The organism is Streptomyces sp. NPDC032091 (assembly GCF_055580265.1).
In genome coordinates, this window is sequence record NZ_JBVILR010000015.1 from 130728 (window position 1) to 143677 (window position 12950).

A 12950-nucleotide genomic window follows, 5' to 3' on the forward strand; every position below is an offset into this window, starting at 1 on the left:
CAAGGAGGCACGGGTGCTGCTGACCCGCATCACGGGACCGCGCGATCTGGACCGGCTCAGCCAGGAGGAGCTGATCCAGCTCGCCGCCGAGATCAGGTCCTTCCTGGTCGATGCCGTCTCCAAGACCGGCGGGCACCTCGGCCCCAACCTCGGCGTGGTCGAACTGACGATCGCCCTGCACCGGGTCTTCGAATCGCCGAAGGACAAGGTCCTCTTCGACACCGGGCACCAGTCCTACGTCCACAAGCTGCTCACCGGCCGTCAGGACTTCGCCGGACTGCGCTCCAAGGGCGGCCTGTCCGGCTACCCCTCGCGCGCCGAGTCCGACCACGACGTCATCGAGAACTCGCACGCCTCGACCGTGCTCGGCTGGGCCGACGGCCTCGCCAAGGCCAACGAGGTCCTCGGCCGCGAGGACCACCACGTCGCCGCCGTCATCGGCGACGGCGCCCTCACCGGCGGCATGGCCTGGGAGGCGCTGAACAACATCGCCGCCGCCAAGGACCGCCCGCTGGTCATCGTGGTCAACGACAACGAGCGCTCGTACGGCCCCACCATCGGCGGCCTCGCGAACCACCTCGCCACCCTGCGCACCACGGACGGCTACGAGCGCTTCCTGGCCCGCGGCAAGGAGATCCTGGAGCGCACCCCCGTCGTCGGGAAGCCGCTCTTCGAGACCCTGCACGGCGCCAAGAAGGGCCTCAAGGACTTCATCGCCCCGCAGGGCATGTTCGAGGACCTCGGCCTGAAGTACATCGGCCCCATCGACGGCCACGACATCGAGGCCCTGGAGTCCGCCCTCCAGCGCGCCAAGCGCTTCAGCGGCCCGGTCATCGTGCACTGCCTCACCCAGAAGGGCCGCGGCTACACGCACGCCGAGCAGGACGAGGCCGACCGCTTCCACGGCATCGGCCCGATCCACCCCGACACCGGCCTGCCGATCAAGACCTCCGCCGCCAGCTGGACCTCCGTCTTCGCCGACGAGATGGTCAAGCTCGGCCACGAGCGCGAGGACATCGTCGGCATCACCGCCGCCATGCTCCACCCGGTCGGCCTGAAGAAGTTCGCGGACACCTTCCCGGACCGCATCTACGACGTCGGCATCGCCGAGCAGCACGCGGCCACCTCGGCCGCCGGCCTCGCCACCGGCGGCGTCCACCCGGTCTTCGCCGTCTACGCGACCTTCCTCAACCGCGCCTTCGACCAGGTCCTCATGGACGTCGCCCTGCACAAGTGCGGGGTCACCTTCGTCCTGGACCGCGCCGGCGTCACCGGCGACGACGGCGCCTCCCACAACGGCATGTGGGACATGTCCATCCTCCAGGTCGTCCCCGGCCTGCGGCTGGCCGCCCCGCGCGACGCCGAACAGCTGCGCGCCCAGCTCCGCGAGGCCGTCGAGGTCAAGGACGCCCCGACCGTCGTGCGCTACTCCAAGGGCGTCGTCGGCCCGGCCGTCCCGGCGGTCGGGAAGGTCGGCGGCATGGACGTGCTGCGCCTGCCCGCCCCCGAGGTCACCCGTCCGGACGTACTCATCGTCTCGGTCGGCGCACTCGCCCCGATGTGCCTGGAGATCGCCGACCTGCTCGACAAGCAGGGCATCTCCTCGACCGTCGTCGACCCCCGCTGGGTCAAGCCGGTGGACGAGGCCATGGCCCCGCTCGCCGACCGCCACCGGGTCGTCGTCACCGTCGAGGACAACGGCCGCACGGGCGGTGTCGGCGCCGCCGTCTCGCAGGCCCTGCGGGACGCGGGCGTGGACGTGCCGCTGCGCGACTTCGGCATCCCGCAGCGCTTCCTGGACCATGCGCTGCGCAAGGAGATCATGGCCGAGATCGGCCTGACCGCCCCCGACATCGCGCGCCAGGTCACCGGTCTGGTCGCCAAGCTGGACGGCCGTTTCGAGAGCGAGCGGGCCGCCACCGTCGACTAGCCGTACGGCCGGCCGCACGGGCGGCCGGATCGCGCGGTTGCACCATACGGGCCGGGAGATCACCCTTGAGGGGTGGGCCTCCCGGCCCGTTCGCGTACTTCTTGGGAGGTGCGTCGGTGAGCTCGGACCTCAACAGCCCGTTCCGTACCAAGACGGTGGAACAGTCCATCCGGGACACGGAGGAGCCGGAGCACGCGCTCCGCAAATCGCTCTCCGCCTGGGACCTGACCGTTTTCGGTGTCGGCGTCATCATCGGTACCGGCATCTTCGTCCTGACGGGCATCGCCGCCCGCAACAACGCCGGACCCGCCACCGCCCTCTCCTTCGTGGTATCGGGCGTCGTCTGTGCCCTCGCGGCCCTCTGCTACGCCGAGTTCGCCTCCACCGTGCCGGTGGCGGGCTCGGCCTACACCTTCGCGTACGCCTCCATCGGGGAGCTGCCCGCCTGGATCATCGGCTGGGACCTGGTCCTCGAATTCGCCCTCGGCACCGCCGTGGTGGCCGTCGGTTGGTCCGGGTACGTACGCCACCTCATGCACACGAACCTCGGCTGGGACATGCCCGTCGCGCTGTCCGGGCCCGACGCGGGGGGCCACTTCGACCTGCTGGCCTTCCTGCTGGTCCTGGTGCTGACGGTGATCCTCGTCGTGGGGACGAAGCTGTCGGCCCGGATCACCGCGGTCGTCGTCGCCATCAAGGTGACCGTGGTCCTGCTGGTCATCATCGCGGGCGCGTTCTTCATCAAGGCCGACAACTACTCGCCGTTCATCCCTCCCGCACAGCCGCAGACCGGAGGCAGCGGCTGGACGGCGCCGCTGGTCCAGCTGATGTTCGGCTTCCAGCCCACCAACTTCGGCGTCATGGGCATCTTCACCGCCGCCTCGCTGGTCTTCTTCGCCTTCATCGGGTTCGACGTCGTGGCCACCGCGGCCGAGGAGACCAAGAACCCCCAGCGGGACATGCCCCGCGGCATCCTCGGCTCGCTGCTCATCTGCACGCTCCTCTACGTCGCCGTGACCATCGTGGTCACCGGCATGCAGTACTACGCGCAGATGTCGCCGACCGCCCCGCTCGCCGAGGCCTTCAAGTCCGTGAACCAGCCATTCTTCTCCGGTGCCATCAGCCTCGGGGCGGCCGTCGGCCTGATCACGGTGAGCATGATCCTCCTGCTGGGCCAGACCCGGGTGTTCTTCGCGATGAGCCGTGACGGACTGCTGCCCCGCGTCTTCTCCGTCACCCACCCGAAGTTCCGCACCCCCTACCGGGCCACGATGCTCCTCGGCGGGATCATCGCGGTCATCGCGGGGTTCACCAGCCTGGAGAAACTCGCGGAACTGGTGAACATCGGCACCCTGTTCGCCTTCGTGATCGTGGCCCTCGGCGTCATCATCCTCCGCAGGACCCGCCCCGACCTGCACCGGTCCTTCCGCACCCCGTGGGTGCCGGTGATCCCGATCCTGTCCATCGCGGCCTCGCTCTGGCTGATGCTGAACCTGCCGGCCGAGACCTGGGCCCGGTTCGGGATCTGGATGGTGGTCGGGTTCGTCGTCTACTTCCTGTACGGCCGCAGCCACAGCAGGCTGGCCAGGAGGGGACGGGACGCGGAGTACTAGGCCGACGGGGACGGGGCCGACGGGGACGGCGAGGGCGCCGGGGACTTGGACCTGGCGCCCGTGCCGCCCTTGGCGGGCGAGTCCTTCGCCGCCGCGGGCACCTTCTGGTCGGTGCGCAGGGCCTCCCACAGCAGGGAGGCCTGCTCCTGTGCGATGACCACCCGGTTCGGGTCGACCTTGTCGTACGCCACCGGCAGCATGATGGTCTCCATCGTGGACGGGTCCACGCCCTTCATGCTCTGCGCGAAGTCGGCCAGCGCGGTCAGCGAGGCCAGTTCGGAGTCGGTGGTCAGGGACTTGGTGCCGGCGTCGGCGAGCTTGTAGAGCCGGGCCGGGTTGCCGAGGGCGTCCTGCTTCTTGATCTCGGCGAGCAGGGCGAGCATGAACTGCTGCTGGAGGCCTATGCGTCCGAGGTCGCTGCCGTCGCCGTAGCCGTAGCGGGTGCGGACGAACTTCAGCGAGTCCGTGCCGTTCAGCCGGTGCGTGCCCGCGTCCAGCTTCAGGCCGCCCTTCGCACCCGTCATGGGCTGGTCGAGGGTGACGGTGACCCCGCCGAGGGCGTCCACCAGGCCCTTGAAACCCGCGAAGTCCACCTCCACGAAGTGGTCCACGCGGATCCCCGACAGCTGTTCCACCGTCTTGACCACGCAGGCCGGACCGGCCACCGAGTAGACGGAGTTGAACATGACCCGGTTCGCCCCGGGGACGGTCTTGCCGTCCTGGTCCTTGCACTCGGGCCGGGCGATCAGGGTGTCGCGCGGGATGCTCACCGCGGTGGCGCGGGAGCGGCCCTCGGGTATGTGGACCAGCATCGCGGTATCGGAGCGGGCCCCGCTGACGTTGCCGTGGTCGAGCTCGGCGTTGGCCCCGGCGCGCGAGTCGGAGCCGAGCACCAGGACGTTCTGGGCCTTCTCCACCACCTTCGGCGGGCGGTTGTCCGTACCGATGGCCCGGTCGAGGTCGACGCTGTCGATGTTCCCCTCCAGGTGGCTGTAGACCCACCAGCCGGCCCCGGCCGAGCCGAGGACCAGGACGGCCGCCGTCCAGGCCAGCCCCCGGCGGATCCGGCTCGCGCGCGAACGGGTCGGCGCCGGCGCGGCCTCCGGGGTGGTCGTGGCAGTGGCGGTGGCGTCTGGAGTCATGCCCGGGGACCGGTCCTTCCGAACGGGTGGCGGGAGAGCGCGGCGGGGCGCACGCGGGCTCCAACATAGACGCAGGACCCCGTCAGACGACCCCCGGGGTATCCTGATTCTGTTCGAATGGTGAAGGGGAAGGGTTGCTTGCGGTCCATGGCGACGCGATCCAGACGCGGTCCGGACAAATCCTCCCGACGCCCGCCCGGTCCCGGCCGGACCGCCGCCCGTGACGGGAAAGCGGTGGCCCTGGGCCCCCTGACCGGACGCTGGGTCCTCGCCGGCAAGGACGGCCGGCTCACCGCGTACGTGCGCACCGAGGGCGGCATCCTGCGCTGGACCGAACACGCCCCCGGCGGTCCCGGATGGAGCGGCCCCGACCTGTTTCCCGCCGACGGGCTCACCGACCTGACGGTAGGTCAGGGAGCGGACGGGTACGCCCACTTCGCGGGCCGGCGGCGCATCCGCACCGACGGCACCGACACCGTCACCTACCACCATGCCGTGCAGTACCAGAGCGGCCGCCCCATGGGCCCCTGGGAATCCCTGGGCACGCTCTACCGCAACCCGGACATGTCCCACCGCGGCGGCCCGCCGGCCGTCGCGGTGGACGCCCAGGGCGCACCCCACGTCTTCGTGCGCAACGCCGGCCGCGGCGTCCACGTCAGGCGCCAGGACAAGAAGGGCAACTGGGCCGCCTGGGAGGACCTGCGGGGCAGCAAGGCCTTCGAGGGGATCTGCGCCTCCTGCGGCGGCGACGGCCGCGTCCGCCTCGCCGCCCCCGGCGACAAGGGGCTGTCCCTGTGGGCCCAGAGCGGGCCCGGCGGGCCCCTGGAGAAGGGCGAGGACGTCCCGTACCTCGCCCAGGACGGTTCCGTCCGCACCCTGGAGACGGCCCCCGGCCGTGTCACCCACTTCTGGCACGCGGCCGACGGCAGCGGCGTGTTCGCCTACCGCGAGGGCGCCGGGGTGATGGCCCTGGGCGGGGGTCCGGCGTACGGGGCGGTGGCCGCCGTCCGCGCCCTCGTCGACGGGTACGACTGCACGGTGCTGGCCCACCGCACCCTGGGCGGCCGGACCGCCCTGGCCGCGTACCCGACGGAGCACGAGGCGGCCGGGCTGTGGTGGACCGAGATCGGCGAGGAGTGCCTGGACTCGCCGGCCCTCGCCGTCGACGCCTACGGCCTGGTCGTCATCGCCTCGATCAGCGCCCGCGGGGAGCTGCTGGTCAACCGGCAGAAGGACAGCTCGGGCCTGTCACTGGGCCGCTGGCAGCGCTTCTGAGCGCACACCGGTCCGCCGGCCGCCCTGCGGCGGGATGCTGGACAGGCCGTGGCGGGCGATGGCCAGGCTGGAGATGCGCCGCAGGAAGTCCACCGAGCGGGCCGCCGTATCCGGGGTGATCCAGGCGTCGTCGATCTCGCACAGCTCCACCCGTACCGGCGCACCGCGCAGCACGATCGGCAGGGTGTAGGCGACGGTGGACGCGAAGGTCAGCAGGGACAGCCCGATGGGCTCGGTCAGCGCGGTCAGCTCCAGCGGCAGTTCGGGATGGACGATCTCCATGCCCGTCAGTCCGGCGATCCGCTCCAGCTTGGCCGCGCTCTCCCGGCGGTGCGCCAGGTAGCGGCCGGCCGCCCGGGTGCGGGCGATCCAGCCGACGGCGTCGATGTACCGGTCCTCGTCGATGACCCCGGTCTCCACCAGGGAGCTGCCCGCCAGGTCCGCCCCGGGCCGGGGACGCGCCGGGCCGAAGGTGGCGCGGCTCCAGGCGTACTCGTTGGGCCGCACCTCGGCGCCCGGCGGCGCGGCCACCGGCATGCAGGTGAAGAAGACGGCCCGCTCCAGCTCCGCCCGGGCCAGCCACCGGTTGACCGGGCCGCCCTTGGCGGACTTGGCGTCCCCCTGGTGCCAGCGGGTCAGCTGCTGCCCGCTCGTCAGCAGCGCCACCAGCTCGGTGGTGGCGGTGCCGTCGTCGACGACGACCACCTCGCTGGCCCGGGAGCGCGGCAGCAGCAGCTGGATGGTGCGGGAGAACAGGTCCCCGATGACCAGCCGCCGGGCCGCGGCGACCGCCCGGCCGAGCCGGACCAGCTCGCCGGCCCGCCCCAGGTAGCCCGCGCGGACCTCGTAGCGCCGCCACACCACCTTGGCCTGGGAGGCGAACCGGCACAGCCGGCGGACCTGCGCGCGCGAGCGCGGGTCCACCGGCTGGAGCACGGCGATGGTGAGGGACGCTGCCTCGCCCGGGTGGGCGTGCGCCCACTCCAGGACATTCAGTAGTTGAGCCGGGCTCTCCACCAGGGCGAGGGTGTCGCTCATGCCGTGGCCGTCACGCCCTCGGCGGCGAGGGCGCCCTGGACGCGGCGCAGCTTCTTCATCGGGCCCAGCTCGGACTCGTAGACCTTCTTGACGCCGTCCCCGAGGGCGGTCTCGATGGTGCGGATGTCGCGCACGAGACGGGCGAGACCGCCGGGCTCGACGGACGCGGCCTGGTCGGAACCCCACATGGCGCGGTCGAGGGTGATGTGCCGCTCGACGGCGCAGGCGCCCATGGCGACGGCGGCCACGGTGGTCTGCAGCCCCGTCTCGTGCCCCGAGTAGCCGACCGGCACGTTCGGGTAGGCGGCCTCCAGGGTGTTGATCACCCGCAGGTTGAGCTCCTCGGCCTTGGCCGGGTAGGTGGAGGTGGCGTGCAGCAGGATGATGTTCTCGCTGCCCAGCACCTCCACGGCGTGCCGGATCTGCTGCGGGGTGGACATGCCGGTGGACAGGATGACCGTCTTGCCGGTGGCGCGCAGGGCCAGGAGCAACTCGTCGTCGGTCAGGGAGGCGGAGGCCACCTTGTGGGCGGGCACGCCGAACTTCTCCAGGAAGGTGACGGCCTCGGTGTCCCACGGGGAGGCGAACCAGTCGATGCCGCGCTCGGCGCAGTGCTCGTCGATGGCGCGGTACTCGTCCTCGCCGAACTCGACGCGGTGGCGGTAGTCGATGTACGTCATCCGCCCCCAGGGGGTGTCCCGTTCGATGTCCCACTGGTCGCGCGGGGTGCATATCTCGGGAGTGCGCTTCTGGAACTTCACCGCGTCACAGCCCGCGTCGGCGGCCGCGTCGACGAGCGCGAGGGCGTTGGCCAGCTCACCGTTGTGGTTGATCCCGATCTCGCCGATCACGTAGGCGGGCCGGCCCGTGCCGACCTCCCTGTCGCCGATGCGGCGGATCCGGTTGCTGTGCACCACTGTTCAGAGTTCCTTTCCGGGGTACTGCTGGGATTGCGGCGACGGGGTCGCCGAAGTCTTCGGGGGGTCCAGGAGGGGGGCCAGGGCCCGGGCCCGGTCGAGGTCGCCGGGTTCGTCGAGCTCGATGGCCCGCTCGGGGGCCGTGGGGACGAGCTGGGTGCGGCCGAAGAAGCGGTGCCCGCTGCGGCGGAAGCCCTCGGCGCGCATCGCGTAGACGGCGCCCGACTCCAGGTATTCCGGCGTACGGTCCTGGCGGCGCAGCCGGACCGCGCTGTCGTGGTTGACGCCCCGCGCCCGGTGGCCGGGCCCGTGGCCGGGGTCGGCGGTCCACAGGAACCCGTGGAAGGGCACGGCGGTGAAGGCGGAGTCGGCTCCGTCGCGGACGACGGCCGACACGGCCTCGTCCACCTCCTCGGAGGTGAGGAAGGGGCTGGTGCACTGGACGAAGACGAGGACGTCCACGGGCTCGGCGTGACGTTCCTCCAGCACGTCCAGCGCGTGCAGCAGCGCCGATTCGCTGGAGGCCCGGTCGGAGCCCAGCTCGGCCGGGCGGTCCACCACCTCGGCGCCGGCCTCCCGGGCGGCGCGGGCGATGGCCGCGTCGTCGGTGGAGACCGCGACCCGGGTCACGTGGGCGGCGCCCAGGCAGGCCCGTACCGCGCGGGCCACCAGCGGTACCCCGCCGACCTCGGCCACGTTCTTGCCGGGGATGCCCTTGGACCCGCCCCGGGCGGGGATGACGGCGGTGACGTTCACGGGGCTGCTCTCCTGGGAGGGTGAGGGGGTGCGGGGGCTCATACGCCGCCCCACTGCTGGATCTTCGGGGCCACGCGCTGGACCCCGAACTGGTAGGCGATCTTGAGCACGCGGCGCGAGGTCCGCTTCATCGGGCCGCGGGAGCGGGCCGCGACGGCTCCGGCCCCGGGGGAGCCGTCCGGATCCAGGCCCCGGCGGCGCAGCAGCGTTCCGACGTATTCGGGCGCGCTCTCGGCCGTGTAGTACGGGGAGATCGGCGGCAGCGGGCGGCCGCGCAACGCGGCGATCCGGCCGCGGAGTTCACCGAACGGGTCGGCCGAGCGGATTCCCTGGTCGACGGTCCAGGACTCGTCGGCGATCGGGGCGGCGCCCTCGTCTATGGCCGTCCAGTCGGTGACGCAGCCGGAGCCGGTGAAGTAGTGGTTCCCGTGGATCTCCCGGACGCCGAGATCGCTCAGGATGGCGGTCGGCATTCCGCGGTGCATCGATTCGAGAGCGGCCGTGGAACTGACGGTCACGAGGAGATCGGTGCGGTCGAGGGTCTGCGACATGTTGCCGTACACGAAATGCAGGTTGGGCGGCAGGGGTTCGTCCAATTGCTCGGCCAGGACCTGGTAGTGGAACGCCTCCACATGGGTGGTCGCCTCACCCGGCTTGCTGCGGAGTTTGACCAGGACGTCGCGTCCCGGGCGCAGCCGGGCGTGGGATATCGCGCGGCGCAGCAGGTAAAGGCGGCCGCTGCGGTCCGCGGGTACCGACGGCTGGACGGCGAAGCACACCGTATAGGGGTGTTCGGCGAATGTCCGGGACGGGTCGTAGGGCCGCTGGTCGAGAAAGGGAAGTGCCGTCTGGACGATGCTGGAGGCGGGAATTCCCAGGGGTGCGTACACCTCGGTGAAACGGCGCCGGTCGAAAGGGCTGTTGGCGAGGACGATATCGGCGCCCGCGCGCAGCAGGAGGCCGTCGGCCATCTTCTCGTAGACCACGCCGACGTAGCCGGTCATCAGGACCGGCCGGTACGGGGCGCCGGCGAAGCGGCGGGCCAGGGCGTGCAGGGCGGCGTGGGTGGCGCCGCCGACCGTGCCCAGGATGATCACGTCCGCGCTGTCGAGCGCGGGGGCCGCCGCGAACTCGGCGAGGGTGGACTCGGTGATGGAGGACGGGGTGATGCCGACCTCCGCCAGCTGGCGCGCGGTGGGCGTGCTCCGGCCGCGCAGCATGTGGGCGTGGACCTCGCTGCCCGGCGCCAGGCCCACCGCCAGCCCCGCACCCCATTTCCAGCGGGTGTCGGAGTCTGCGAGCACGTGGATGCGCACTGGTGGATTCCCGGTCGGTCGGCGAAGCCCGAACTGCCGTCGGCAGGGCCGCAGGCGGGCACGGACACGGGCGGGATGGCCGCGCGGCCCGTTAGACCTTACATCCTCACCTGGGCCTTATGTGTCACGAATAGGCCTCGACCGCCGGGGGAGTTGTACGTCACACCCCAAGCGCCGTTCGGGTTCTCCGGGAGGCTCTGACATGATGGCGGGCGTGTCGGTGAATGGGGAGAAGGTGGGTGCCGGCCGATGGTGACCCTTTCGGTAATCGTCGCGATGTGTGACGTGCGCGACTTCTGTCGGACGGCTTTGAAGTCCCTGGCCCTCAATGCCCGGGAGGACTTCGAGTTCATCGTGGTGGACGACGCGTCCGTCGACGGCACATCCGAGATCCTGCGGGAGATGGTGCCCCGGATTCCCGGTGCCGTACTCATCCGCAATGAGCGGAACATGGGCATTTCGGCGACCCGCAACACGGGCCTGGCCGCCGCCCGCGGGCGCTTTTTCACCTTCCTCGACGGGGACGACTGGTACGCGCCCGGATATCTCGCGCAACTGGTCGGCTGGATGAGCCAGTCCGGCGTCGACTTCCTGCGCACCGGCCACGTCCGGGTGTACGGCCGCAAGCGGAAGGTGGTGGACGCTCCGCTCGCCCCCCGGGCCCTTCCGCTGAATCCCGCGGACTACGTCGGCCCGGTCGACGCCTCCACCTTCATGGACTACCCGCAGTCCTGGGCCGGCATCTACGACAGGGAACGGCTGCGCCAGGCCGACGCGCTGTTCTTCGACGAGTCCCTGCGCACCGCCGAGGACCGGCCCTGGTTCTACAAGCTGCACCTGCGGATGCGTTCCTTCGGAGTGGTCGACCTGCACGGAGTCTTCTACCGCCGTGATGTGTCCACTTCACTCACCAAGGTCCCGGACGAACGGCAACTGGACTTCCTGCCCGCCTTCCGGATGATTTTCGACGAGCTGGGCCACCACCCGCGCGGATATGAACTCTCGTTCAAGGCCATGCGAACGCTGTGCGCCCTCATCGTCATTCACCTGGACCGCGCCGGCGACTACGAGGAACTCACCCGGGAGCTCCTGCGGGAACGCAGCGCGCGGACCCTCTTCGACCTACCCCAGGACATCCTGGAGGGGACCCTGGCAGGAATGGACGCCGCACGCGTGAACAAGCTCAGAGCACTGATGTCCCAGCACCCGGGTGCCGCCGCCCGATGACCCGGATATTCGCCGCCTCCACCCTCTACGGCGCCATGACGGTGGCCGCCGCCATCGACGCCGGACAGCTCGGCCGGGACGACCGCGAGCGCGTCCTGCTCGTCTGCAACAACGTCGACATCCCCGAAGTCGCCACCCCCCTGCACCACATGCCGGGCGCCGCCGCCGTCCTCGCCCGCTTCCACCGCGTCGTCTACTGGAACGACCTCATCTACCCCTTCCACCCCGCGCTGTGGGCCCCCCGCGACGAGGACGCCCCCCTCTGGCGCACCGTCATGGGGGAGAAGATGGGGATCCGGCCCGGCCCCCTGGAACTCGTCGTCGAGTCCATCCAGGTCAAACCCGCCCAGACCCTCTGCAAGATCTTCTCCGACGCCACCCTCGCCGTGTACGCCGACGGGGTCATGAGCTACGGACCCACCCGCAACGACCTGCCCCGCCCCCTCCACGGCCGGATCGAACAGGTCCTCTACCTCGACCTGATCCCCACCCTGCTGCCCATGCTCCTCACCGAGTACGGGATCCCCTCGCAGCCCGTGCACACCGGCGCCGTCCTCAAGCTGATGGCGGAGCTCACCGAGGAGTGCCGCCCGATCCTCGACCGGGTGATCCCGCCGCAGCTCGCCGAACGCGGCCCCCAGACCGCGCTCCTCCTCGGCCAGTACCTCTCCCCCCTCGGCATCCTCACCGAGGAGGAAGAGGAGGACCTGCACCGGCGGATGTTCGACCACGCGGTACGGCTCGGCCACACCTCCGTCGTCTTCAAACCCCACCCCAGCGCCCCCTCCAGCCTCTCCGACACCCTCGCCGAAGCCGCCCGCGAGGCGGGCGTCCCCTTCCTCGTCCTGGACGTCCCCGTCCTCGCCGAGACCGTCTTCGCCTACCTGCGCCCCCGCCAGGTCATCGGCTGCTTCTCCACCGGCCTGTTCACCGCCCGAGCCCTGTACGGGATCCCCGTCGCCCAGATCGGCGCGCTGGAGGTCGTCCGGCGCATGCGGCCCTACGCCAACAGCAACCGCATCCCCGCCACCCTCACGCACGCCCTGGTCCCCGACCTGGACGTGCCGACGGCCGCCCCCGCCGACCGGATCCTGGACGTCGAGCACATCCGCACCGAGGTCACCCCGTACGTCCAGGCCGTCGGCTACTGCATGCAGCCCAAGCGGTACGCGTTCCTGCGCCCGGTCGCGCAGGAGTACATCGCCGCCGCCGTCGACCAGTGGGAGGGCCGCCCCGAGCTCGCCATGCACTTCAACGAGCGCACCCGCACCCGCCTGGAACTCCCCGGTCCGCGCACCTGGAAGTGGCGCCGCGGCCTCGGCTGGACCCTGCGCAGCACCGGGGAGCGCAGCGAGCCGGACGAGGTGCCCTTCACCGACATCACGATGAGCGGGTTCGCCTCGCTGGTGGAGGCCAAGGACGACCGCGGCGTCCTGGAGGTCGGCGCCCGGCTGCTCACCGAGCACGAGAACCTCGACCTGCTCATCGGCATGGCCCAGGCCCACATCCGCCGCAAGGAGACCGAGCAGGCGAGACGGCGCATCGAGCGGGCCATCGAGATCTCCGCGGACAGCGGCCGGGCCCTGGTCTGGCTGCGGATCGCCGAGACCGCGGCCAGACTCGGCCGGCACGGCGACGACCTGCGCCGCCGGGCCGGCCGGCAGGCGCTGACCATCAACCCGGCCTCGCCGGCAGCCCAGCGCCTGGTCAAGAACGGCCGGCTCGGCCGCAGGTGA

10 protein-coding genes are annotated in these 12950 nt (G+C 71.3%); 5 read left to right on the forward strand and 5 right to left on the reverse strand.

Going from position 1 to position 12950, the window contains the following annotated elements; genetic code table 11:
- Positions 1–13: 13 nt before the first annotated feature.
- Together dxs and ACZ5NJ_RS23800 are read left to right on the forward strand one after the other, a co-directional pair.
- Entirely contained in the window at positions 14–1930 is a 1917-nt protein-coding gene (gene dxs, locus ACZ5NJ_RS23795) for a 1-deoxy-D-xylulose-5-phosphate synthase (protein ID WP_468767187.1), read from the forward strand.
- A 116-nt stretch (positions 1931–2046) separates the two neighbouring features.
- Positions 2047–3543, forward strand: coding sequence for an amino acid permease (locus ACZ5NJ_RS23800; RefSeq protein WP_468767189.1), 1497 nt, complete (start codon positions 2047–2049; stop codon positions 3541–3543).
- Here ACZ5NJ_RS23800 and ACZ5NJ_RS23805 read toward each other — a convergent pair.
- The gene (locus tag ACZ5NJ_RS23805; RefSeq protein ID WP_468767190.1) at positions 3540–4685 is read right to left on the reverse strand and encodes an LCP family protein; all 1146 of its coding nucleotides are present in this window, start codon (positions 4683–4685) and stop codon (positions 3540–3542) included. The two genes, ACZ5NJ_RS23800 and ACZ5NJ_RS23805, sit on opposite strands and share 4 nt — an antisense overlap.
- A 234-nt stretch (positions 4686–4919) precedes the next feature.
- Between ACZ5NJ_RS23805 and ACZ5NJ_RS23810 the strand changes: the two genes are divergently transcribed.
- A complete protein-coding gene (locus tag ACZ5NJ_RS23810) occupies positions 4920–5960 on the forward strand; it encodes a PLL family lectin (protein WP_468767192.1) in 1041 nt (346 codons plus the stop codon).
- Here ACZ5NJ_RS23810 and ACZ5NJ_RS23815 read toward each other — a convergent pair.
- Genes ACZ5NJ_RS23815 through ACZ5NJ_RS23830 form a run of 4 tightly spaced genes read right to left on the reverse strand, consistent with a single transcriptional unit; the run spans position 5934 to position 9987 of the window.
- The gene (locus tag ACZ5NJ_RS23815) at positions 5934–6998 is read right to left on the reverse strand and encodes a hypothetical protein (protein WP_468767193.1); all 1065 of its coding nucleotides are present in this window, start codon (positions 6996–6998) and stop codon (positions 5934–5936) included. The two genes, ACZ5NJ_RS23810 and ACZ5NJ_RS23815, sit on opposite strands and share 27 nt — an antisense overlap.
- The gene (locus tag ACZ5NJ_RS23820) at positions 6995–7912 is read right to left on the reverse strand and encodes an N-acetylneuraminate synthase family protein (protein ID WP_468767265.1); all 918 of its coding nucleotides are present in this window, start codon (positions 7910–7912) and stop codon (positions 6995–6997) included. The genes ACZ5NJ_RS23815 and ACZ5NJ_RS23820 overlap by 4 nt, the downstream gene beginning before the upstream one ends.
- A 6-nt stretch (positions 7913–7918) precedes the next feature.
- Positions 7919–8713 (reverse strand): acylneuraminate cytidylyltransferase family protein, encoded by a 795-nt coding sequence (locus tag ACZ5NJ_RS23825; RefSeq protein ID WP_468767194.1) that lies wholly within the window; start codon positions 8711–8713, stop codon positions 7919–7921.
- On the reverse strand, positions 8710–9987 hold the full coding sequence (locus ACZ5NJ_RS23830; protein ID WP_468767196.1) for a DUF6716 putative glycosyltransferase: 1278 nt from the start codon (positions 9985–9987) through the stop codon (positions 8710–8712). The genes ACZ5NJ_RS23825 and ACZ5NJ_RS23830 overlap by 4 nt, the downstream gene beginning before the upstream one ends.
- 249 nt (positions 9988–10236) lie before the next feature.
- On the opposite strand from ACZ5NJ_RS23830, the gene ACZ5NJ_RS23835 reads away from it, so the two are divergent.
- Both ACZ5NJ_RS23835 and ACZ5NJ_RS23840 read left to right on the forward strand, forming a co-directional pair.
- Positions 10237–11214 (forward strand): glycosyltransferase family 2 protein, encoded by a 978-nt coding sequence (locus tag ACZ5NJ_RS23835; RefSeq protein WP_468767197.1) that lies wholly within the window; start codon positions 10237–10239, stop codon positions 11212–11214.
- The gene (locus ACZ5NJ_RS23840) at positions 11211–12950 is read left to right on the forward strand and encodes a polysialyltransferase family glycosyltransferase (protein ID WP_468767199.1); all 1740 of its coding nucleotides are present in this window, start codon (positions 11211–11213) and stop codon (positions 12948–12950) included. The genes ACZ5NJ_RS23835 and ACZ5NJ_RS23840 overlap by 4 nt, the downstream gene beginning before the upstream one ends.